The following is a 24,101-nucleotide window of genomic DNA, read 5'->3' as shown; positions in this document are numbered from 1 at the left end:
GGCGTGGCGACGGCGCGAGCAACTAGTGACAGCACTAGTGCCATGTCCGGCAAGGTTGTGGCGGGAGACCGGCACGGTCGGCGGACACGCCCGCGTTCCCTCACCTGGGAGGCACCACCCGCATGACGAGCAACGAAGACAAGCTCCGCGACTACCTCAAGCTGGTCACCTCCGACCTGCGGCAGACCCGGCGGCGGTTGCAGTCCGTCGAGGACCGGCACACCGAGCCGATCGCGATCGTGGGCATGGGGTGCCGGTACGCGGGGGGCGCGAACTCTCCCGGCGAGCTGTGGCAGCTGCTGCTCGACGGCGGGGACGCGATCTCCGGCTTCCCGGAGGGACGCGGGTGGGACGCCGCCTCGATCTACGACCCGGACCCGGACCAGCCCGGCAAGACCTACGTCGTCGAAGGCGGCTTCCTCCACTCGGCGGCCGAATTCGACCCGGGCTTCTTCGGGATCTCGCCACGCGAGGCGCTGGCGATGGACCCGCAGCAGCGGCTGCTGCTCGAGGTGGCGTGGGAGACGATCGAGCACGCCGGGATCGACCCGCTGTCGCTGCGCGGAAGCGCGACCGGGACGTTCGTGGGCGCGGTCGAGTCGACCTACGGCTCGGGGGCCGACCTGCCCGAGACGTCCGAGGGGCACTTGCTGACCGGGACCGCCGCGAGTGTCCTTTCCGGACGGATCTCCTACTTCCTCGGCCTGGAGGGCCCGGCGGTCACCGTCAACACCGCCTGCTCTTCGTCGCTGGTGGCCCTGCACTGGGCGGAGCAGGCGCTGCGCGGCGGAGACTGCTCGATGGCGCTCGTCGGCGGTGCGACGGTGATGGCGACCACGAGCGCGTTCGTGGAATTCGCGCGCCAGCGCGGGATGTCGCGTGACGGGCGGTGCAAGGCGTTCGCGGACGACGCCGACGGGATGGCCTGGGGCGAGGGCGCCGGCCTGCTGCTGCTGGAGCGCCTGTCCGACGCCCAGCGCAACGGCCACCGGGTGCTGGCCGTGGTCCGCGGCTCCGCGGTGAACCAGGACGGCGCGAGCAGCGGGCTGACCGCGCCGCACGGGCCGTCGCAGCAGCGGGTCATCCGCGCGGCGCTGGCGGCCGCACACCTCACCCCCGGCCAGATCGACGTGGTGGAGGCGCACGGGACCGGGACCAGCCTGGGCGACCCCATCGAAGCGCAGGCACTGCTGGCCACCTACGGCCAGGACCGCGAAACCCCGCTGCTGCTCGGCTCGGTGAAGTCGAACCTCGGGCACGCCCAGGCCGCGGCCGGCGTCGCCGGGGTGATCAAGACGGTGCTCGCGCTCGGCGCGGGGATCGTGCCGAAGACACTGCACGCCGAGACCCCGGCGTCCACTGTGGACTGGGACTCGGGTGCGGTGGAGCTGGCGACGGAGCAGCGGAGCTGGCCGTCGGTGGACCGGCCGCGCCGGGCCGCGGTGTCGGCGTTCGGGATCAGCGGAACCAACGCCCACGTCATCCTCGAACAGGCCCCCGCGAACCCCGCTGGCCCTGCGAACCGCGCTGACCCGGCGAACCCCGCTGAGTCCTCGGAAACCGGCCGCCCGGGGATTTCCGCCGGAACCGCCCTGGTGCCGTGGATCCTGTCGGCCAAGACCCCCGACGCGCTCCACGCCCAGGCGGACCGGCTGCTTTCCCACCTGCGGACCCGCCCGGAGGTGCCCACCGCCGACATCGCCGTTTCGCTGGCGGCGGGCCGTTCCCGGTTCTCCTGCCGGGCCGTGGTCGTCGCCGATGACCGCGAAAGCGCCCTGCGGGGTTTGGCCGCCCTGTCCCTGGGCGAACCCGACGTCGTGGTCACCGAGGGCGCGGTCACCTCCGGCAAGACCGCGTTCCTCTTCGCCGGCCAGGGCAGCCAGCGGCTGGGCATGGGCCGTGAGCTCTACGACCGGTTCCCCGTCTTCGCCGAGGCATTCGACACCGTCGCCGCGGAGCTGGACCCGCTGCTGCCTCAGCCGCTGCGCGAGATCGTCTGGGGTGAGGATGCCGGGACCCTGAACGAAACCGGGTGGACCCAGCCCGCGCTGTTCGCGGTCGAGGTCGCGCTCTACCGGCTCGTCCGCTCCTGGGGCGTGACCCCCGATTTCCTGGCGGGCCATTCCATCGGCGAGGTCGCGGCCGCGTACTGCGCTGGTGTGTTCTCCCTGGCCGACGCGGCCCGGCTGGTCGCCGCCCGGGCGCGGCTGATGCAGGCCCTGCCCTCGACCGGGGTCATGGCCGCGGTCCAGGCGACCGAGGACGAGGTGACGCCCCGGCTCGACGGGACCGTCTCGATCGCCGCGATCAACGGCCCCGGTTCGGTGGTCCTGTCCGGGGAGGAAGCGGCGGTCGCCGCGCTGACCGCGCACTTCGGGGAACTGGGCCGCAAGACCTCGCGGCTGCGCGTGTCCCACGCGTTCCACTCCCCGCTGATGGACCCGATGCTCGACGAGTTCCGCGCGGTCGCGTCGGCGCTTTCCTATCACCAGCCGGAAATCCCGGTCGTGTCGAACCTGACCGGCCAGCTCGCCACCGCGGCCGAGCTGGGTTCGCCGGAGTACTGGGTGCGCCATGTCCGGGAGACCGTCCGGTTCGCCGACGGGGTCACGACGCTGGCGGCCGAAGGCGTCCGCACGTTCCTGGAACTCGGTCCCGACGGGGTGCTGTCCGCCGCGGCGCGCGAGTCCGCGGCGGACGACGCCGCGCTGGTGCCGATGCTGCGCAAGGACCGGCCGGAGGAGGCCGCCGCGCTCGGCGCGCTGGCCCAGGTGCACGTACTGGGCGCGAACGTGGACTGGACCGGCTTCGGAGCCGGTGGCCGCCAGGTCGACCTTCCCACTTATGCCTTCCAGCACGAGGAGTTCTGGCTCGCCGGGCCTTCCGGCGGAGCGGGTGACGTCACCGCCGCGGGGCTCGACGTCACCGCGCACCCCCTGCTCGGCGCGGCCGTGGTGCTGGCCGGTTCCGACGGGGTGGTGCTGACCAGCCGGCTGTCCGTCCGGAGCCAGCCGTGGCTGGCCGATCACCGGGTCATGGGCCGCGTGCTGCTGCCCGGCACGGCCTTCGTCGAACTGGCCGTCCGCGCCGGCGACGAGGTCGGCTGCGACCGCCTCGAAGAACTGACGCTCGCCGCCCCGCTGGTGCTCCCGGCCCAGGGCGGGGTCCAGGTGCAGCTGCGCGTCGCAGACGAAGAGTCCGGGCGCTGCGCCGTCACGATCCACTCGCGGCCCGAAGGGGACACCGCCGGGCCGTGGACCCAGCACGCCTCCGGGACGCTGACGAGCGGCGCCCCGGCGGGCGAGGAGTTCGCGGCCTGGCCGCCCGAAGGCGCGGTACCGGTCGACATCGAGAGCGGTTACGAGTGGTTCGCCGAGGGCGGTTTCGAGTACGGCCCGGCGTTCCAGGGCGTGCGCGCGGTGTGGCGCCGCGGCGACGACGTGTTCGCCGACGTGCGCCTGCCCGAAGCCGTCGAGGGCGACGCGGAAGCGTTCGGGCTGCATCCCGCGCTGCTCGACGCGGCGCTGCAGGCCGCGGCTCTGGCAGACCGGGCAGAAGGCGGCCGCAGCGCGATGCCGTTCTCGTGGGAGGGCGTGTCGTTGCACGCCACCGGCGCGTCCGCGGCCCGCGTCCGCCTGCGCCGGCTCGGCGACGACGCCGTGTCCATGGCGGTCGCGGACGCCACGGGCGCGCCGATCGCGACCGTCGATTCCTTGCTCCTGCGCACGATCCCGGTTGATTCCCCGGCCAGTGCCTCGTCGAACTCCCTGTTCCGGACCGGCTGGGTCCCGGTGCCGCCCGCCGAGGTCCCCGACGAGCCGCTCGCGCTGCTGGGCTCCGATCCCTGGGGACTCGGCGTGGCCGCGTACGAAGATTTCGAGGCGCTGCTGGCAGACGGCGTCCCGTCCGTCGTGCTGGTCCCGGTGACCGGCGAGGGCTCGACAGTCGAGGCTGTGCACACGGAGACCGTCCGGGCACTGGGCACCTTGCAGCGCTGGCTCACCGAGGAACGTTTGACCGGCTCACGGCTGGTGTTCGTGACGAGGGGCGCGACCACCGGCGAGGACGCCGCGGCCGCCGCGGTGCAGGGTCTGGTGCGCACCGCGCAGACCGAAAACCCCGGCCGCTTCGGCCTGATCGACCTGGACGCCGACCCGGCGTCGGCCGCTGCCCTGCGGCCGGCCCTCGCGTCGGGCGAACCGCATGTCGCCGTCCGGCAGGGAACTGTGCTCGCCGCTCGTCTCGAGCGGGCGCCGGCCGGGCCGGACCCGATCGCCTGGCCCGCCGGCGGCACGGTCCTGATCACCGGTGGCACCGGCGGTCTCGGCCGGGTGCTCGCCCGGCACCTGGTCGCCGCGCACGGCGTGCGCAAGCTCGTGCTCGCCGGCCGCCGCGGTTTGGCCGCGGACGGGGCCGAAGCGCTCCGCGACGAGCTGACCGCGCAGGGGGCCGAGGTCACGATCGCTGCCTGCGACGTCGCCGATCGCGAGTCGCTGGCCGGGCTGCTCGCCCGGCACCCGGTCACCGCGGTGGTGCACACCGCCGGTGTGCTCGACGACGGCGTCCTCACTTCGCTGACTCCGCAACAGGTCGAGACTGTGTTGCGCCCGAAGGTGGACGCGGCCTGGAACCTGCACGAGCTGACCCGCGACTTGGACCTCTCGGCGTTTGTCCTGTTCTCGTCGCTGGCGAGCCCCTTCGGCGGAGCCGGGCAGGGCAACTACGCCGCGGCCAACGCCTTCCTCGACGCACTCGCGCAGCAGCGCCGCGCCCTCGGCCTGCCCGCCGTGTCCCTCCAATGGGGACCGTGGACGCCGGACGCCGGGATGACCGGCGGCCTGACCGGCGCCGACATCGAGCGGATGATCAGTTCCGGCGTGCCGCCGCTGTCGGCGGAGGAAGGCGTCGCCCTGTTCGACGCCGCACTGGCGACCGGCGAGGCCGTGGTGCTCCCGGCCCGGCTGGACCTGCCGGTGCTGGGCGGGCAGGACGACGTTCCGGTGGTGCTCCGCGGGCTCGTGCCGGCGCGCCGCCGCCGGGCGGCGGCGAAGGCGGGCAGCGGTGGCGGTCTCGCCCGGCGGCTGGCCGCACTGCCGCCCGCGGACCGGCGCGAGGTCCTGCTCGACCTGGTCCTCAGCCGCGTCGCGCTGGTGCTCGGCCACGCCGGCGCCGGCGCGGTCGACGCCGCCCGCTCCTTCCAGGACCTCGGCTTCGACTCCCTGACCGCGGTGGACCTCCGGAACCGCCTGAACGGGACCGCCGAGCTGCGCCTGCCTGCGACGCTGGTGTTCGACTACCCGACCCCGCTGGCGCTGGCCGAGCACCTGCTCGAAGAGCTGGCCGGCGAGGACACCGGCGGCCTCACCCCGGCCCAGGCCGCTGCGCCGGTGGCCGACGATCCCATCGCGATCGTCGGCATGGCCTGCCGCTACCCCGGCGAGGTGGGTTCGCCCGACGACCTGTGGCGGCTCGTCGTCGGCGGCTCCGACGCGATCTCGGGTTTCCCGGAGAACCGCGGCTGGGACGTCGATGGGCTTTACCACCCCGATCTCGACCACTTCGGCACCTCCTACACCCGCTCCGGCGGGTTCCTGCACGACGCGGGTGCGTTCGACGCCGGGTTCTTCGGCATGAGCCCGCGCGAAGCACTCGCGACCGACTCGCAGCAGCGGCTGCTGCTGGAGACGTCCTGGGAGGCGATCGAGCGGGCCGGGATCGACCCGGTCTCCCTCCGCGGCAGCCGGACCGGCGTGTTCGCCGGGATCATGTACAGCGATTACAGCCACCTGCTGTCCAGCAAGGAATTCGAAGGCTTCCGCGGCAACGGCAGCGCTCCGAGCGTGGCGTCGGGCCGGGTTTCCTACACTCTCGGTTTGGAAGGGCCCGCGGTCACCGTCGACACGGCGTGCTCGTCTTCGCTGGTCGCGATGCACTGGGCGGCGCAGGCCCTGCGCAGTGGTGAGTGCTCGCTGGCGCTGGCCGGTGGCGCGACCGTGCTGTCGAGCCCGGACGTCTTCGTCGAGTTCTCCCGTCAGCGCGGCATGGCCGTCGACGGCCGTTGCAAGGCGTTCTCGGACTCGGCCGACGGGGTCGGCTGGGCCGAGGGTGTCGGGATTCTCGTGTTGGAGCGGCTTTCGGACGCTCGCCGGAACGGCCATGAGGTTCATGCGGTGTTGCGTGGTTCGGCGGTGAATCAGGATGGTGCGTCGAACGGTCTGACGGCGCCGAACGGCCCCTCGCAGCAACGCGTGATCCGTCAGGCGTTGGCGAGTGCCGGTCTGTCCACTTCGGACGTGGACGCGGTCGAGGCGCACGGCACCGGAACCACACTGGGTGACCCGATCGAGGCGCAGGCACTCCTGGCGACCTATGGACAGGACCGGGAAGTGCCGCTGCTGGTGGGTTCGGTGAAGTCGAATCTCGGTCACACCCAGGCGGCGGCGGGTGTCGCGGGTGTGATCAAGATGGTGCTGGCCATGCGACACGGTGTGCTGCCGAAGACCCTGCATGCAGACACCCCGTCGTCTCATGTGGACTGGGAGAGTGGTGCGGTCGAGTTGCTGGCCGAGCCGGCTCAGTGGCCGTCGGTGGACCGGCCGCGGCGTGCTGGGGTCTCGTCGTTCGGGATCAGCGGAACCAACGCCCACGTCATCCTGGAAGCGGCCCCCGCGGCCCCCGTCGAGCGTGTCGCGAGCGCCGGGACGGTGCCCTGGGTGCTCTCGGGCAAGACGCCGGAGGCCGTGCTTTCCCAGACCGCCCGGCTCGTTTCCCACCTCGAGGCGAATCCGGAGCAGAGCACCGGCGACGTCGGGTTCTCGCTGGCGACGACGCGTTCGGCCTTCGAACACCGTGCGGTGGTCCTCGCCGAAGACCGTGACAGCGCGCTGGAAAGCCTTCGGTCGGGCGGGCCGCAGATCATCGAGGGTTCGGTGGTGGCGGGTAAGACGGCGTTCTTGTTCTCTGGTCAGGGTTCGCAGCGTGTGGGTATGGGTCGTGAGCTTTATGGCCGGTTTGGTGTTTTCGCTGATGCGTTTGATGCGGTGGTGGGGCATCTTGGTGAGACGGTGCGTGAGGTGGTGTGGGGCGAGGATGCCGGGGTACTGAATGGGACTCGGTGGGCTCAGTGTGGGTTGTTCGCGGTTGAGGTGGCGTTGTTCCGGTTGGTGGAGTCGTGGGGTGTGCGGCCGGATTTTGTGGGCGGGCATTCAGTGGGTGAGATCGCGGCTGCGCATGTGGCCGGGGTGCTTTCGCTGCCCGACGCTTGTGCTTTGGTGTCGGCGCGGGCCCGCTTGATGGGGGAGCTGCCGACCGGTGGTGCGATGGTCGCGCTTCAGGCGACCGAGGCCGAGGTGCTGCCGCTACTGGGTGATGGCGTGTCGATCGCAGCGGTGAACGGACCGGAGTCGGTGGTCGTCTCGGGTGCTGAATCGGCTGTGTTGGGGGTGGTGGAGCGGTTTGAGGGACGGAAGTCGTCGCGGTTGCGGGTGTCGCATGCGTTCCATTCGGTGTTGATGGATCCGATGCTGGATGAGTTCCGTGCGGTGGTGGAGGGTCTTTCGTTTGCGGCGCCGCGGATTCCGGTGGTGTCGAATGTGACGGGCGCCTTGATGGTCAGTGGGGACCCGGAATATTGGGTGCGGCATGTGCGGGAGCCGGTCCGGTTCGCTGATGGGGTAACCACGCTGCTCGGTGAGGGTGCGCGGAAGTTCCTGGAGCTGGGTCCGGACGGTGTGCTGTCGGCGATGGCGGAGCTGCCGGATGACGCTGTGATGGTTCCGGTGCTGCGTAAGGATCGTCCGGAGGAGATCTCGGCGCTGTCCGCGTTGGCGCGGCTACACGTTCACGGTGTGGACGTGGATTGGGCGCCGTTGTTCCCCGGTGCTCGCCGGGTCGAATTGCCCACCTACGCCTTCCAGCACAGCTGGTTCTGGCCGGACGCGCTCCCGGAAACCGGTGACGCCGCCGCTTTCGGCCTCAGCGCCACGGGCCATCCGCTGCTCACCGGGTCGGTGGAGCTCGCTGACGACGACGGGATGCTGTTCACCAGCAGCCTGTCGGTCCGTACCCATCCGTGGCTGGCTGGGCACTCGGTGCTCGGGCAGGTGCTCGTGCCGGGGACCGCGGTGCTCGACCTCGCGATCCGCGCGGGCGACGAGGTCGGCTGCGGCCGGGTCGTCGAGCTGACCCTGGCCGCGCCGATGGTCCTGCCCGAGCGCGGCGCGCTCCAGCTGCAGCTGTCCGTGTCCGCCCCCGACGACGAGGGCCTGCGCCGGATCGTGGTCCACTCGCGGCCGGAGCACACCGGCACCTGGACCCGGAATGCGGCCGGTCTGCTCGGCGAGGCGGAGACGCCGGCGCTCGAGTTCGACGCGACCGCGTGGCCCCCGGCCGGTGCCGTGGCGGTGGATGTCTCCGGCTGTTACGAGCAGTTCGCCGACGGCGGCTTCGCCTACGGCCCGGTGTTCCAGGGTCTGCGGGCGGTCTGGCGGCGCGGCGAAGAGGCCTTCGCGGAGGTGAGCCTGCCCGAGGGCACCGACACCGCCGGGTTCGGCCTGCACCCCGCCCTGCTCGATGCCGCGTTGCACGCGATTTCCCAGGCGGGGCTGGACATCGAGGCCGGCGCGCTGCCGTTCTCCTGGGACGAGGTCTCACTGCACGCCACCGGCGCCTCGTCGATCCGGGTACGGCTCGTGCGCACCGGGACCACCACCGTGTCGATCGCGGTGGCGGACACCACCGGCGGACCGGTCGCCTCCATCGGCGGCCTGCTGCTCCGCGCGTTGCCGGGGGAGCAGCTGGCCGGGGCCGCCGGCATCGCCGCCGAAGCGCTGTTCCGGCTGGACTGGACGCCCGCGCCGGGCCTGTCCGCCGCCGTGGACTTGGTGTCGATCCTCGGCCCCGACCCGCTCGGGCTCGAAGACGCCTTGCGCGCCAACGATGTCTCGCTCTCCACGGAAGCGGACGTCGTGCTCGTCCCGGTCGTGGGCAACCCATCGGCCATGGTGAGCGCGGCCCACGAAGTCACTGCTGCCGTGCTCGGTCACCTTCAGCATTGGGCCGACGAGGACTCGCGGCTGGTTTTCGTGACCAGGGGCGCCACCACGGGGACCGACCCGGCCGCCGCGGCCGCCGCCGGGCTCGTGCGCTCCGCGCAGACCGAGAACCCCGGCCGCTTCGGCCTGATCGACCTCGACGAGGACGAGCGTTCGCTCGCGGCCCTGCCCCGCGCCCTCGCCTCGGCCGAGCCGGGCCTGGTGATCCGCGGCGGCGAGATCTCGGCCGCCCGGCTGACCCGGTCCCCGGCCCCCGAGGGCCGGCACACCTGGGCTGCCGACGGCACGGTCCTGATCACCGGTGGCACCGGCGGCCTCGGCCGCGTGCTCGCCCGGCACCTGGCCGCCGAGCACGGTGTCCGCTCGCTCCTGCTCGTCAGCCGCCGCGGCCACACCGCGGAAGGTGTGGGGGAGCTCGTCGCCGAGCTGGCCGCGCAGGGCACCGACGCCCAGGTCGCCGCGTGTGACGTCGCCGACCGGGACGCGCTCGCGGAGCTGCTGGCCCGGCACACCGTCTCGGCCGTCGTGCACACCGCCGGCGTGCTCGACGACGGGCTGATCGCCTCGTTGAGCCCCGAACGGCTCAACGCCGTCCTGAAGTCCAAAGTGGACGCAGCCTGGAACCTGCACGAGCTGACCCGCGACCTGGGCCTGACGGCGTTCGTGACCTACTCCTCGGCCGCCGCGACGTTCGGCGCGGCCGGGCAGGGCAACTACGCCGCCGCCAACGCGTTCCTCGACGCGCTGGCCCGGCATCGGCAGGCCCAGGGGCTGCCCGGCCTGTCGCTGGCCTGGGGACCGTGGACCGGCCTGACGGGCATGACCGGCACGCTCACCGACGCCGAGCTGGACCGGATCGCGCGTTCCGGGATGCCGCCGCTGACCGTCGAGCAGGGTTTGGCACTGTTCGACGCCGCCTTGGGCGGTGCCGACGCCGTCCTCCTGCCGACCCGGCTCGACCTCGCCGCGCTGCGCGCTCAGGGCGACGTCCCGGAGTTGCTGCGCGGCCTGATCCGCGGGGCCTCCCGCCGGGCGGCCGGGTCCGGCTCGGGTGCGGCCGGGGACCTCGCGCGCCGGCTGTCCGGGCTCGCCGTCGAGGCTCGGGCCGAGGCCCTGCTCGACCTGGTCCGCACCCAGGTCGCGCTGGTACTCGGACATGCCACGGTCGCGGAGGTCGACCCGTCACGCGCGTTCCGGGAACTCGGCTTCGACTCGCTCACCGCGGTCGAACTGCGGAACCGGCTGAGCGCCGCCGCCGGCCTGCGGCTGTCCCCGACCCTGGTCTTCGACTATCCGACGGCGTCCGCGCTGGCCGGCCACCTGCTCGACGAACTGTTCGGCGCCGACGCCCCGGCCGTCCCCGCGCGGTCGCTGCCGCCGGTGTCCGACGACCCGATCGTGGTCGTCGGGATGGGCTGCCGTTATCCCGGCGGCGTCGATTCGCCGGAGGGCCTGTGGCAGCTGGTCACCGACGGAACCGACGCGATCTCGCCGTTCCCGGCCGACCGCGGCTGGGACCTCGAGAACCTCTACCACGCCGATCCCGGGCACCTCGGCACCTCCTACACCCGCTCGGGCGGCTTCCTGCACGACGCCGCCGAATTCGACCCCGGCTTCTTCGGCATGAGCCCGCGTGAAGCCACGACCACCGACTCCCAGCAGCGGCTGCTGCTGGAAACGACCTGGGAGGCCCTCGAACGCGCCGGGATCGACCCGAAGTCCTTGCGGGGCAGCCAGACCGGCGTTTTCGCCGGCGTCATGTACAACGACTACAGCTCACTGCTCGGCGACGCGTCCTTCGAGGGTTACCAGGGCAGCGGCAGCGCGGGCAGCCTGGCCTCGGGCCGGGTCTCCTACACGTTCGGCTTCGAGGGGCCCGCGGTCACCGTCGACACGGCGTGCTCGTCTTCGCTGGTCGGGCTGCACCTCGCCGCGCAGGCCCTGCGCTCCGGTGAGTGCTCGCTCGCGCTGGCCGGCGGGGTGACAGTGATGTCGACGCCGGGCACCTTCGTCGAGTTCTCCCGTCAGCGCGGTCTTTCCGCCGACGGCCGCTGCCGGTCCTTCTCCGACGACGCCGACGGGGTCGGCTGGGCCGAGGGCGTCGGAATGCTCGTGCTGGAGCGGCTTTCGGACGCCCGCCGGAACGGCCATGAGATCCACGCGGTGCTGCGTGGTTCGGCGATCAATCAGGATGGCGCTTCGAACGGTCTGACGGCGCCGAACGGCCCCTCGCAGCAACGCGTGATCCGCCAGGCGCTGGCGAGTTCCGGCCTGTCCACTTCGGACGTGGACGCGGTCGAGGCGCACGGCACCGGAACCACACTGGGTGACCCGATCGAGGCGCAAGCACTGCTCGCGACCTACGGCCAGGACCGCGAAACCCCGCTGCTGCTCGGCTCGCTCAAGTCCAACATCGGCCACACCCAGGCCGCGGCGGGCGTCGCGGGCGTGATCAAGATGGTCATGGCGCTGCGGCACGGCATGCTGCCGAAGACCCTGCACGTGGACACCCCGTCGTCCCATGTGGACTGGGAGAGTGGCGCGGTCGAGTTGCTGGCCGAGCCGGCTCCGTGGCCGTCGGTGGACCGCCCGCGGCGTGCTGGGGTCTCGTCGTTCGGGATCAGCGGAACCAACGTGCACGTCATCCTCGAGCAGGCCCCACCCGCTTCCGCCCCGGAGCCCGGTCCCGCCGAACCGGCGCTGGTGCCGTGGATCCTGTCCGGCCGGACCCCGGACGCCCTGCGCGCCCAGGCCGCCCGGCTCCAGCAGTCCGGGGTGGCGGCCAGCCCGCTCGACGTGGGCTTCTCGCTGGCGACGACGCGTTCGGCCTTCGAGCACCGTGCCGTGGTCCTGGTCTCCCCGGAGCTGACCGACGGCCTGCCGGCGCTGGCCGCGGGGGAGCCGGACCCGGCCGTGACCGAGGGTTCGGTGCTGGAGGGTAAGACGGCGTTCCTGTTCTCCGGTCAGGGTTCGCAGCGCTTGGGTATGGGCCGTGAACTCCATGCCCGGTTCCCGGTTTTCGCCGAGGCTTTTGACGCGGTGGTGGAGCATCTCGGCGAGCCGGTACGTGAAGTGGTGTGGGGTGCGGAAGCCGAGGCACTGAACGAGACCCGGTGGGCACAGTGTGGGTTGTTCGCGGTCGAGGTGGCGCTCTACCGGTTGGTCGAGTCATGGGGTGTGCGCCCGGATTTCGTGGGTGGACATTCGGTCGGGGAGATCTCGGCCGCACATGTGGCCGGAGTTCTCTCGCTGCCCGACGCTTGTGCTCTGGTGTCGGCGAGGGCTCGGTTGATGGGTGAGTTGCCTGCTGGTGGTGCGATGGTCGCGCTTCAGGCCACCGAAGCCGAGGTGGCGTCGTGGCTGTCTGATGGTGCGTCGATCGCGGCAATCAACGGGCCGGACTCGGTGGTCGTCTCGGGTGATGAAGCGGCTGTGCTGGCGGTGGTGGAGCGGTTCGAAGGTCGGAAGTCGTCGCGGTTGCGGGTGAGTCATGCGTTCCATTCGCCGTTGATGGATCCGATGCTGGAGGATTTCCGCAGGGTGGTGGAGGGTCTTTCCTTTGCTGAGCCGCGGATTCCGGTGGTGTCGAATGTGACGGGCGCCCTGGCCGCCGGTGAGGTGCGGGATCCGGGCTACTGGGTGCGGCATGTGCGCGAGCCGGTCCGGTTCGCCGATGGGGTCACGGCGCTGGTCGGTGCGGGTGCCAGGAAGTTCTTGGAGCTGGGTCCGGACGGTGTGCTGTCGGCGATGGTGGAGCTGCCCGACGACGCCGTGGTGGTCCCGGTCCTGCGTAAGGATCGTCCGGAAGAAGTCTCGGCGCTGTCGGCAGTGGCCCGGTTGTATGTCCACGGTGTACCGGTGGAGTGGGCCTTCCCCGGTGGCCGCCGCGTCGAGCTGCCGACCTACGCCTTCCAGCGTCGCCGTTTCTGGCCGTCCGGGGCCCAGGCCACCGACGTCCGGGCGGCCGGCCTCGGTGCCACCGATCACCCGCTGCTCGGGGCGGCCGTGCGGGTCGCCGGCTCGGACGCGGTCCTGTTCTCCGGCCTCCTGTCGCTGCGGACGCAACCGTGGCTGGCCGACCACGTGGTGTTCGGCTCGGCTCTCGTTCCCGGTGCCGCGTTGCTCGAACTGGCCGTCCGCGCCGGAGACGAGGTCGGCTGCGGCCTCCTGGAAGAGCTGACGCTCGACGCCCCACTGGTCCTGCCGCAGCAGGGCGCCGTCCAGCTCCAGGTCACGGTCGCGGCGCCCGACGAATCGGGCCGCCGCGCGGTCAAGGTGTACTCCCGGCCGGAAGGCGCCGAAGACGGGCCCTGGGCCTGCCATGCCACCGGCGTCCTCGCGATCGGCGAGTACACCGCGCGGTTCGACGCGCTCGGCGGAGTCTGGCCGCCCGAGGGCGCGGTGCCGGTCGAGGTGGCCGGCTTCTACGAGCAGCGGGCCGCGGACGGTTTCGAGTACGGCCCGATGTTCCAGGGCCTGCAAGCGGTCTGGCGGCGCGACGGCGAGGTGTTCGCCGAGCTGGCGCTGCCCGAGGACGCCGAGGCCGGCGCGTTCGGCCTGCATCCGGCCCTGCTCGACGCGAGCCTGCACGCGGGGGCGTTCGACGGCCGGCCGGCGGACGATCCGTCGAGGCAGTCGGTGCCGTTCTCGTGGACGGACGTCTCACTGCACACAAGGGGAGCCGCGCAGGTCCGCGTCAAACTGGGCTGGGACGCCGCGGGCGCGATGTCGATCACCGTGGCCGACAGCGCCGGCGCACCGCTCGCCTCGATCGGCGCGCTGCGGGCCCGCGCACTGTCGCCCGAGCAGCTGGGCGGGACCGCGGTGGACCGTGATTCGCTCTTCCGGCTCGACTGGGTCCCGGTGGCCACCGCGGTCACCGCCGATCTCGGCACCCCGGTCGTGCTCGGTCCCGACCCCTTCCGGCTCGCCGACGCGTTGTCCACCGACGTCTGCGCCGACCTGGCTTCGGCCGGCACCCCGGCCGGGCCGGTGCTGGTGTCGCTGGTGGGCGAGACCGCCGGCGTTCCCGAGTCGGTGCGCGCGACGACCTCCCGGGTTCTGGGGCTGCTGCAGGAATGGCTCGCCGAGGAACGGTTCGCCGGCTCCCGGCTGGTCTTCGTCAGCCAGGGTGCCGACCTCGCCGTGGCCGCCGCGCAGGGACTCGTGCGCTCGGCCCAGACGGAGAACCCGGGCCGCTTCGGCCTGATCGACTTCGACGACGCCTCCGCCGGGGCACTGGCCCCGGCGCTGTGCTCCGCCGAGCCGCAGCTCGTGCTGCGCGACGGCGTGGCCCGCGCTGGACGGCTGGCCCGGGTCGACACCACCGCAACGCCCACTCGGAGCTGGGATACTGCGAGCTGGGATCCCGACGGCACGGTTGTCCTGACCGGCGGCACCGGCGGCCTGGGCGCGATCCTGGCCCGCCACCTCGTAGCCGAGCGTGGCGTACGGCGTCTGCTCCTGCTCAGCCGGCGCGGCCCGACGGCGCCCGGCGCGGCCGCCCTGGTGGCGGACCTGACCGCCCTCGGCGCCGAAGTCGGCGTTTCGGCGTGTGACGTCTCGGATCGCGCGTCCTTGGCCACCGCATTGGCGGGTGTTTCCGTGGCGGCCGTGGTGCACACGGCCGGAGTCCTCGACGACGGCGTGATCGGCTCGCTGACCCCCGAGCGGCTGGACCCGGTCCTGCGGCCGAAGGTGGACGCCGTCTGGAACCTGCACGAGCTCACGCGTGACCTCCCGCTGTCGGCGTTCGTCGTGTATTCCTCCATCGCAGGCGTTTTCGGCAGCGCGGGTCAGGGCAGTTACGCCGCGGGCAATGCGTTCCTCGACGCCCTGATGCGGCAACGCCACGACGACGGCCTGCCGGGCGTCTCGCTCGCCTGGGGCCCTTGGGCCGGCACCGGCGGGATGACGGCGGAGCTGAGCGACGCCGAGCTGGACCGCATCGCGCGCTCCGGCATCCCGCCGCTCACCCCCGAACAGGGTGTCGCGCTGTTCGACCAGGCGCTGGACAGCGGTGAGCCGGTCGTCCTGCCGGTCCGGCTCGCCCTGCCGGTGCTGCGGGCCCAGGACGAGGTCCCGGCGCTGCTGCACGGCCTGATCCGCGTGCCGGGCCGTCGCGCCGGAGGCTCGGCCACCGCGGCCGGGCTGGTCCGGCGGCTGGCCGCGCTCGACGGGGCCGAGCGGCAGGCGGCCGTGCTGGACCTGGTGCGCACCCAGGTCGCGCTGGTGCTCGGGCACACCGGCTCGGACGAGGTCGACCCGGGACGTGCTTTCCGCGACCTCGGCTTCGACTCCCTGACCTCGGTCGAACTGCGCAACCGGCTGAACACCGGCGCCGGGCTCCGGCTGCCCGCGACACTGGTATTCGACTACCCGACCCCGCGCGCGCTGGCCGAGCACCTGCTCGACGAGCTGTTCGGAGCCGGCGCCGTCGTCCCGGCCCCGGCGCGGGCGAGCGCACCGGCGGACGACGACCCGATCGTCATCGTCGGTATGAGCTGCCGCTACCCGGGCGGGGTGGATTCGCCGGAGAGCCTGTGGCAGCTGGTCGCCGAAGGCGTCGACGCGATCACCGGCTTCCCCGAGGACCGCGGCTGGGACGTGCCCGCGCTGTACCACGCCGATCCCGACCACCACGGCACCTCCTACACCCGCTCCGGTGGGTTCCTGCACGACGCGGGTGAGTTCGATCCCGCGTTCTTCGGGATGAGCCCCCGCGAAGCGATGACCACCGACACCCAGCAGCGGCTGCTGCTGGAAGTGTCCTGGGAGGCGCTCGAACGCACCGGGATCGACCCGGTGTCCTTGCGGGGCAGCCAGACCGGGGTGTTCGCCGGGGTCATGTACAACGACTACAGCGCCACCCTCACGGCCGGCGAGTATGAGGGCTACCAGGGCCACGGGAGCGCTCCGAGTGTGGCGTCGGGCCGGGTGTCTTACACGCTCGGGTTGGAGGGGCCCGCGGTCACTGTGGACACGGCGTGCTCGTCCTCGCTGGTTGCGATGCATTGGGCGGCGCAGGCGCTGCGCAGTGGTGAGTGCTCGCTGGCGCTGGCCGGTGGCGTCACGGTGATGTCGACGCCGGGCACCTTCGTCGAGTTCTCCCGGCAGAAGGGCATGTCGCCCGACGGCCGGTGCAAGGCGTTCTCGGACTCGGCCGACGGGGTCGGCTGGGCCGAGGGCATCGGCATGCTGGTGCTCGAACGGCTCTCGGACGCGAAGCGGGCCGGGCACGAGGTGCTCGCGGTGCTCCGCGGGTCCGCGGTCAACCAGGACGGCGCGTCGAACGGCCTCACCGCGCCGAACGGCCCCTCGCAGCAACGCGTGATCCGCCAGGCGCTGGCGAGTGCCGGTCTGTCCACTTCGGACGTCGACGTCGTCGAAGCCCACGGCACCGGCACCAGCCTCGGCGACCCGATCGAGGCCCAGGCCCTGCTGGCGACCTACGGCCAGGACCGCGAAACCCCGCTGCTGCTCGGCTCGGTGAAGTCGAACCTCGGCCACACCCAGGCCGCGGCCGGTGCCGCGGGCGTGATCAAGATGATCATGGCCATGCGGCACGGGATCGTCCCGCGCACCCTGCACGTCGACGCGCCGTCGGGCGAGGTCGACTGGGCCGCCGGTGACGTCGCCCTCGTCACCGAGCCGGTGCGGTGGCCCGAGCGCGAGCACCCGCGCCGGGCCGGGATCTCCTCGTTCGGGATCAGCGGCACGAACGTCCACACGATCATCGAACAGCCCGCCCCGACGGCCGGGGACACGACCGGCGGCCCCGCTCCGGCCGGGGTCGTGCCGTGGACGCTGTCGGCGAAGACCCCGGCCGCGCTGCGGTCACAGGCCGCCCGCCTGCTCGCCCGGGTCTCCGGCACCGACCGGGCCGAGGCCGAGGGCGTGGGCGTGGGCTTGGACCTGGGCCGCGCGGTCGACGTCGGGCTCTCGCTCACCCGGGGCCGGTCCCGGTTCGATCACCGGGCGGTGGTGCTCGCCGGGGACCACGACGAAACCGTGCGGAGCCTCACCGCGCTGGCGTCCGGCGAACCGGACGCGGGCCTGGTCGAAGGCTCGGTCACCGCGGGCCGGACCGCGTTCCTGTTCTCGGGCCAGGGCGCCCAGCGGCTCGGCATGGGCCGGGAACTCCACGAACGGTTCCCCGTGTTCGCGCAGGCCTTCGACACGGTCGCCGCCGAGTTCGACCGCCGGCTGGACCGGCCGCTGCGGGAGGTCGTCTGGGGGGAGGACGCCGAAGCGCTCGACGACACCGGATGGACCCAGCCGGCGTTGTTCGCCGTCGAAGTGGCGCTGTTCCGGCTGGCCGAGTCCTTCGGGATCACCGCGGACCGGTTCGCCGGCCACTCGATCGGCGAGCTCGCCGCCGCGTATGCCGCAGGGGTCTTCACCCTCGAAGACGCCTGCACGGTGGTCGCCGCCCGGGCCCGGCTGATGCGGGCGCTCCCGCCGGCCGGGGCCATGATCTCCTTGCAAGCCAACGAAGCCGAGGTCGTGTCCGCGCTGGACGGCCGGGAGGCCGAAGCCGGGATCGCCGCGGTCAACGGGCCGATGTCGGTCGTGGTCTCGGGTGAAACGCGGGCCGTCGAGGAGATCGCGCGTCAGTTCGCGGGCGAAGGCCGCCGGACCAAGCGCCTGCCGGTGAGCCACGCGTTCCACTCCCCGCTGATGGAGCCGATGCTGGCGGAGTTCCGGTCGGTGCTGGACGGGGTTTCGTTCGCGGAACCGGCCGTGCCGGTGGTGTCGAACCTGACCGGACGGCTCGCGGCGCCCGGCGAGCTGTGCACCCCGGAGTACTGGGTCCGGCACGTGCGCGAGGCCGTGCGGTTCGCCGACGGCGTCAAAACGCTGGCCGCGGACGGGGTCACCGTCTTCGTGGAACTCGGCCCGGATGGGGTGCTGACCGGGCTGGCCCGCGAGACCCTATCCGGTACCGAGGCCACGCTTCCGTTGCTGCGCAAGGACAAGCCCGAAACGACGGCGCTGGTTTCGGCGCTCGCCGGACTGCACGTCCGCGGGACGGAGGTCGACTTCTCCGCGTTCTTCCCCGGCGGGCGGCGCGTCGACCTGCCGACCTACCCCTTCCAGCACGAGCGGTTCTGGCCGGCCCCGGACTTCTCGGCCGGCGACGTGACGTCAGCCGGGCTCGGCGCCACCGGCCACCCGCTGCTGGGCGCGGCGGTCGAGCTGGCCGGTTCGGCCGGCCTGCTGTTCACCAGCCGGCTTTCGCTGCGGACCCACCCGTGGTTCGCCGACCATGTGGTGCTGGGCCGGGCGATGGTGCCCGGGACCGCGCTCGTCGAGCTCGCCCTGCGGGCCGCCGACGAGGCAGGCTGCGCCAGCGTCGAGGAGCTGACCCTGGCCGCGCCGCTCGTGCTGCCGGACGAAGGCGCGGTGCAGCTGCAGCTGTGGGTCGGCGACGCCGACGAGTCCGGCCGGCGGGCCGTCACCATCCATTCGCGGGCCGACGGGGCGGGCGAGCGCCCGTGGACCCAGAACGCGAGCGGGACGCTCGTCGTCGAGGGCCGAGCCGTGGACTTCGACGCCGCGGTGTGGCCACCCGCCGACGCGGAGGCACTGCCGCTGGAGAACTGCTACGAGGAGTTCGCGGACGCCGGGTTCGCTTATGGGCCGGCGTTCCAGGGGCTGCGGGCGGCCTGGCAGCGCGGCGACGAGGTCTTCGCCGAAGTCGTCCTGCCCGACGCCGCTGGTTCCGATGCCGCTGGTTCCGGCGCCACGGGTTCCGGCACTGTGGGTTCCGGCGCTGCGGCGTTCGGCGTCCACCCGGCCCTGCTCGACGCCGCCTTGCACGCTTCGATGCTCGCCACCGGCGACGGCGAGGGCGGGGGACTGCCGTTCTCCTGGGAAGGCGTGACCCTCCACGCCTCCGGTGCCTCCGCAGTCCGCGTGAAGCTGACGCGCACCTCGGGCGAGTCGATGTCCATCGCAGTCGCCGACAGCTCCGGGCAACCGGTCGTCTCGGTGGATTCGCTGCTCGTCCGCGCGGTCGCCCCGGGACAGCTGCGGGACGCCGGGCCCGAAAGCGACTCGCTGTTCCGGCTGGACTGGGTCGCGGTCCCCGCCGAATCCGCTGTTCCCCCCGGTTCGATCGCCATACTGGGCGGGGATTCCGCACTCGCCGAAACACTGGACGTGCCGGCCGCCGCGGACCTGGCGGCGCTGACCGAGGTGCCGGACGTCGTCGTGGTCCCGGTGTCCGGCGCCCCGGTGTCCGGGGATCCGTTGCCCGGGGATCCGGCCGACGTGCCGGGTTCGGCGCACCGGCTGTCGGCGTGGGCGCTGGGCCTGGCGCAGGAATGGCTCGCGGACGAACGGTTCGCCGCCTCCCGCCTCGTATTCGTGACCCGCGGAGCGGTCGACGGCGACGACGTCGCCGCAGCGGCGGTCTGGGGGCTGGTGCGCTCGGCGCAGTCGGAGCACCCGGGCCGGTTCGGCCTGGTGGACACCGGCCCGGACACGACGGTGCTGCCGGCCGCGCCCGGGACTGGAGGTACTGCTGCGGCGCTGCCGGCCGCGCTCGGGACCGGCAGTATCGCCGCGGTCCTGCCTGCCGCGCTCGCGAGCGGCGAACCGCAGGTGGTGGTCCGCGGCGGAACGGTCCTCGCGGGACGGCTGGTCCGGGTCCCCGCCGGCGAACCGGCGGACTGGGATCCCGAAGGCACGGTGCTCGTCACCGGTGGCACCGGCGGGCTCGGCGCGCTGCTGGCCCGGCATCTCGTGGCCGGGCGGGGCGTCCGTCACCTGCTGCTGGCCAGCCGCAGCGGTCTCGCCGCCGGGAACGCCGAGCGGCTGGTGCGGGAACTCGGTGAGCAGGGTGCCGAGGTCACGGTCGTGGCCTGCGACGTGACCGATCGGTCCGCGGTGTCCGGCCTGCTGGCCGCCGTGCCCGCCGCCCACCCGCTGACGGCGGTCGTGCACACCGCGGGGGTGCTGGACGACGGGGTCGTCGAATCGCTTACCCCGGACCGGGTCTCCGCCGTGCTGCGGCCGAAGGCCGACGCCGCCTGGCACCTGCACGAACTCACCCGCGAACTGCCACTGGAGGCGTTTGTGGTGTTCTCGTCCGTCGCCGGGACGTTCGGCGGCGCGGGCCAGGCGAACTACGCGGCGGGCAACGCGTTCCTCGACGCGCTCGCCCGGCGGCGCCACGCCGAGGGACTCGCGGGCGTTTCGCTGGCGTGGGGCCCGTGGGCTCAGGGCGCCGGAATGACCGGCACGTTGAGCGAGGCCGACCTCGAACGGCTCGAGCGATCGGGCATGCCCGCGCTGTCGCCGGAAGAGGGACTGGCGCTGTTCGACGCGGCAACGGGCAGTGCGGGCACGGGCAGCGGTGACCCGGCGGTCGTCCCGGCCCGGCTGGACCTCGCCGCGCTGCGGGCCCGGGGTGAGGTCCCGGCGCTGCTGCGCGGCCTGATCCGGGCACCGCGGCGAGCGGCGGCCGGCGGTCCGGTCCCGGTGGACTCGCTCGTGAGCCGTTTGGCCGGCCTGAACGACGACGGCCGGTACGAGGTGCTCCTGGACCTCGTCCGCGGCGAGGTCGCGCTGGTGCTCGGACATGCCGACGCCGGCGGGATCGAGCCGGACCGCGAGTTCCAGAACCTGGGCTTCGACTCACTGACCGCGGTCGAATTCCGGAACCGGATGAACACCGCGACCGGTCTCCGGCTCCCGGCCACCCTGCTGTTCGACTACCCGACCCCGGCCGGGCTCGTGGACCACCTCCGCGGCGAACTGGTCGCGGCGGGTCCGGGCCCGGCGTCCATCCTCGACGAACTCGACCAGCTGGAGGGCAGCTTCGCGACAGCCACCGTCGACGAGGAGATGTTCAAGCAGATCGAAGGCCGGCTCGAAGTGCTCCGCACCCAGTGGGCGGCTCGCCGCACCGGCCCGGCCGCTGGGCAGGAACCCGAATTCGACTTCGACTCGGCCACGGACGACGACGTCTTCCGCCTCCTGGACGACCAGCTCGGCCGCCCTTGATCGCCGGACGGACCCACGAGAGGGCGAGCAGAACTGGACCGGCCTGCGGCCGAAGTCGCTGATCGAGTCCTGAGGCGGTTCGCCTGAGCTACGTAGCGTCGAAGAACGGGCCGGATCAGCCCGGGAGGGCCCGTTGTTCGGGCACTTCCGCGGTGTGGCCTTGGAGTGGCATGCATGGTGGCGTCACGTTGAGCCTTTCCTGTCGCTGTGGGCAGTAGGCAGGGTGCTGAGGGCGCCGGTGAACGGCGGCAGGTCGCCGCGGACGTCCTGGCTGCCGGTGGTGGGGTTGGCTCCCGGTGGGGTTGGCTCGGCGGTTCATTGCGTCCTCGTGGGTGTCTGCGAGGGGTCGGTTGTCCGTCCGTAGTGGAGTCGCCGGTGCCAGGTGTGCTGGGCCGGTCGGTGGCGTGGTGGTGTGGTGTCGTGGATGTGGTTGCGTCGGGGTGTGCGGTGGGGGTCGAGCCAGGGTGGTGGGAGGAATTCGGGGATTCCGTGGCGCATCTGGATGGTCCAGCCGCTGTGGTGGATGAGCCGGTGGTGGGTGGGGCAGAGCAGGACGAGGTTGGTGAGGTTGGTGGGTCCGCCCTGTGCCCAGGGGATCACGTGGTGGACGGTGCACCATTTCGGGCTGCGATCACAGCCGGGGTGGGCGCATCCTTTGTCGCGCAGGGTCAGGGCGTGGCGTTGGGTGGGGGTGGCCAGTCGGGTGGTGCGGCCGAGGTGCAAGGGCTGGCCGTCGGTGCCGAAGATGGCGGGTACGACTTTTGCTTCGCAGGCGTGTCGGCGTAGTGCGTCGGGGGTGCCGATGCCGGGGGTGGTGGACAGGGTGTGGGTGAGGCGGCTTTCGAGGTCGGCCAGGGTGACGGTCACGATCATCACGGCTCGTTCGCCGCCTTGCACGGTCAGGTCGTCGCAGCGGGCGGCGAGTTCGAGGATGTCGGCGAGGGCGTCGCCGCGGCGTTCGGCCGTGCTGCGCGGGTCGGGGCCGTGGGTGCCGGGGCCGTGGGTGCCGGGATCGTGGGTGTCGGGGTGGGGGCGGGGTTTGGCCAGGGGGCCGAGCAGTCCGTCGAGGACGGCGGTGGTGTCGGGGTCGAGTTCGCCGGTGAAGCGGGCGCTGCCGTCGGGGCGGTGGGTGATGTGCAGTCGTCGCGTCGGGTGCAGGTCGCGGCGTTGCCGGTCGTCGGGTGGGGTGGTGTGGTCGTCCCAGTAGGCCAGCAGGCGCCGTCCGGCGGTGCGCAGGGCTTCGGGGGCTGCGTGGGTGGCCAGTGCGATCAGGGTGGCTTCGTCGGTGGCGCGGGTTTCGGCGTTGATCGCGGCCGGGCAGGTGGCGAACAGGGTCACGATGATCTGGACGTGTTCGCGGTTGATCACGCCGTCGGCGAGGGCCTGTCCGGTCGCTGCCAGCGATGCTGGTTGTGGCGCCCCGGTTGGTGAGGTGGATGGTGTGGTCGCGTGTGCGTGGGCGATCCGGGTGGCGGCCTCGCGGGACGAGATCCGCAGCGTCTCGCGCAGCAGCGCGGTGGTGTCCTTGAATCCCAGCGTCTTGCCCAGCCCTCGCCGCCCGGCCTCGCCGACGAGGCCGAGCATTTCCGCCTGACCGCGGCGCAGTTTTTCCTCGCACGCCAGGAGAAGCGTGGCCAGTTCCGCATCCGGAAGCTGCCATGCCTCGCGGGTGCCCGTGGTGGTACTCACCCAGCAAGAATACCGGCGAATCGAACGTATGGTCGTCACCCACATGGCTACACGTCAAGGCTCCGCTGACGGCCGCACCCCGGCGCCACCCCGTACCTCCCGCGAAACACCGGTCGGCCCCTGCCGGGCGGGCGGAGAGCTTGCCTGGCAGGGGCCGACCGGTGAAATCTCGAGGACGCCGAGGCCCGGCTGGTCGAAGCAGCCGAACTGTCCAGTGTGGACGGATCAGCCGGCGGGCTTCACCTCGGTGGCCGGGTTCCCGTCCACGGCCGCAGCGAGCTGGGGCACGAGGCGCTCCAGCTGGTAGGGCAGGCTCAGCACGCTGACGAACGACGTCGTGCTGCCGTAGGTGCTCGAGTCTTCGATGAAGACCTCGCGCTTCTGCTTCGCGACGTTCAGGCCCGAGTACAGCTTGTCCTTCGCCAGGGTGGCCTGGCCGTTGGCGATCGTGTCGACGATCCAGACCAGCGCGTCGACGTTCAGCAGGTCGGTGCGCTCGGCGCTGATGTTCGCGCCGAACTTGTCGCCGATGGCCTGGTCGAGGTTCGCGGGCAGCTTGAAACCGAGGTCGGTCAGGATGCGGGAGCGCGGGTCCTCGCTGCCGTAGACGAAGTAGCCGTCGTACTGCGTGGCCATCAGGGCCGTCTTGCCGGCGAACTCCGGGTGCGCCGAGCGCGCCTTGGCGAACTGGTCCTCGACGCCCTGCACCAGCTGGTCGGCCTCCTTGGCCTTGCCGACCGCCTTGCCGACCGTCTTCGTCGCCTCCTGCCACGGGATGCCGTAGTCGTTGTACTGCTTGGGCTGCGCGATCGTCGGCGCGATCTTCGACAGCGTCGAGTACTGCTCCTGCGTCAGCGCGGAGTACAGCCCGATGATCAGGTCCGGCTTCAGCGCGGCGATCTTCTCGAACTGCGGGCCGTCGGAGTCCTTCAGCACGGTCGGCAGCGGCGCGTTGCCGAGCTTGTCCTTGGCCCACGGGCCGACCGCGCCGGGGAAGTTGCCCAGCCACTCCGTGGTGCCGACCGGGACCACGCCGAGGGCCAGCAGCGCGTCCTGCTCGGTGAGGCCGACGGTGACCACCCGCTGCGGCGCCTTCTCGATCTTCGTCGAGCCGTACTTGTGGTCGATGGTGACCGGGAACGCGCCCGGGTCCGTGGCGCCGGACGACCCGCCCGGCGCGGCCGCGGTGTCGGAGCCGGAACCGCAGGCCGTGAGCACGCCGGCCAGCAGGAGCGCCGAGGTCAGCGCCCCGGCGATCCGGGCGCGCCCGCGCACGGCGGACAGAAGGGGGAAGCGGGCCATCATCGGTCCTTTGCGGTCGATCTCGATTAATCAGGTTTGGCTAAC

The 24,101-nt window shown here is 72.5% G+C and carries 3 protein-coding genes; 1 reads left to right on the top strand and 2 read right to left on the bottom strand.

The features are described from left to right. The first annotated feature begins 122 nt into the window (after positions 1 to 122). Complete coding sequence (locus tag OG943_RS13945) at positions 123 to 21,065, top strand: SDR family NAD(P)-dependent oxidoreductase (protein WP_328610174.1); 20,943 nt, start codon at positions 123 to 125, stop codon at positions 21,063 to 21,065. Positions 21,066 to 21,380: 315 nt separating this feature from the next. Here OG943_RS13945 and OG943_RS13940 read toward each other — a convergent pair whose 3' ends face one another. Together OG943_RS13940 and OG943_RS13935 are read right to left on the bottom strand one after the other, a co-directional pair. Continuing rightward, positions 21,381 to 22,754: an HNH endonuclease signature motif containing protein gene (locus OG943_RS13940; RefSeq protein WP_328610173.1), complete on the bottom strand. Its 1,374-nt coding sequence runs from the start codon at positions 22,752 to 22,754 to the stop codon at positions 21,381 to 21,383. 225 nt (positions 22,755 to 22,979) lie between these two features. Beyond that, the gene (locus OG943_RS13935) at positions 22,980 to 24,056 is read right to left on the bottom strand and encodes an iron-siderophore ABC transporter substrate-binding protein (RefSeq protein WP_328610172.1); all 1,077 of its coding nucleotides are present in this window, start codon (positions 24,054 to 24,056) and stop codon (positions 22,980 to 22,982) included. Positions 24,057 to 24,101: the final 45 nt, after the last annotated feature.

The organism is Amycolatopsis sp. NBC_00345, assembly GCF_036116635.1.
Taxonomy (GTDB): Bacteria; Actinomycetota; Actinomycetes; order Mycobacteriales; family Pseudonocardiaceae; genus Amycolatopsis.
The sequence above is the reverse complement of the archived record's forward strand: the minus strand, read 5'-3'. Positions and strand labels throughout refer to the sequence as shown.

What these genes read in the sequence shown, in the direction of transcription:
- OG943_RS13935 (WP_328610172.1), bottom strand. Translation starts at nt 24,056, where the DNA reads ATGGCCCGCTTCCCCCTTCTGTCCGCCGTGCGCGGGCGCGCCCGGATC.
- OG943_RS13945 (WP_328610174.1), top strand. Translation starts at nt 123, where the DNA reads ATGACGAGCAACGAAGACAAGCTCCGCGACTACCTCAAGCTGGTCACC.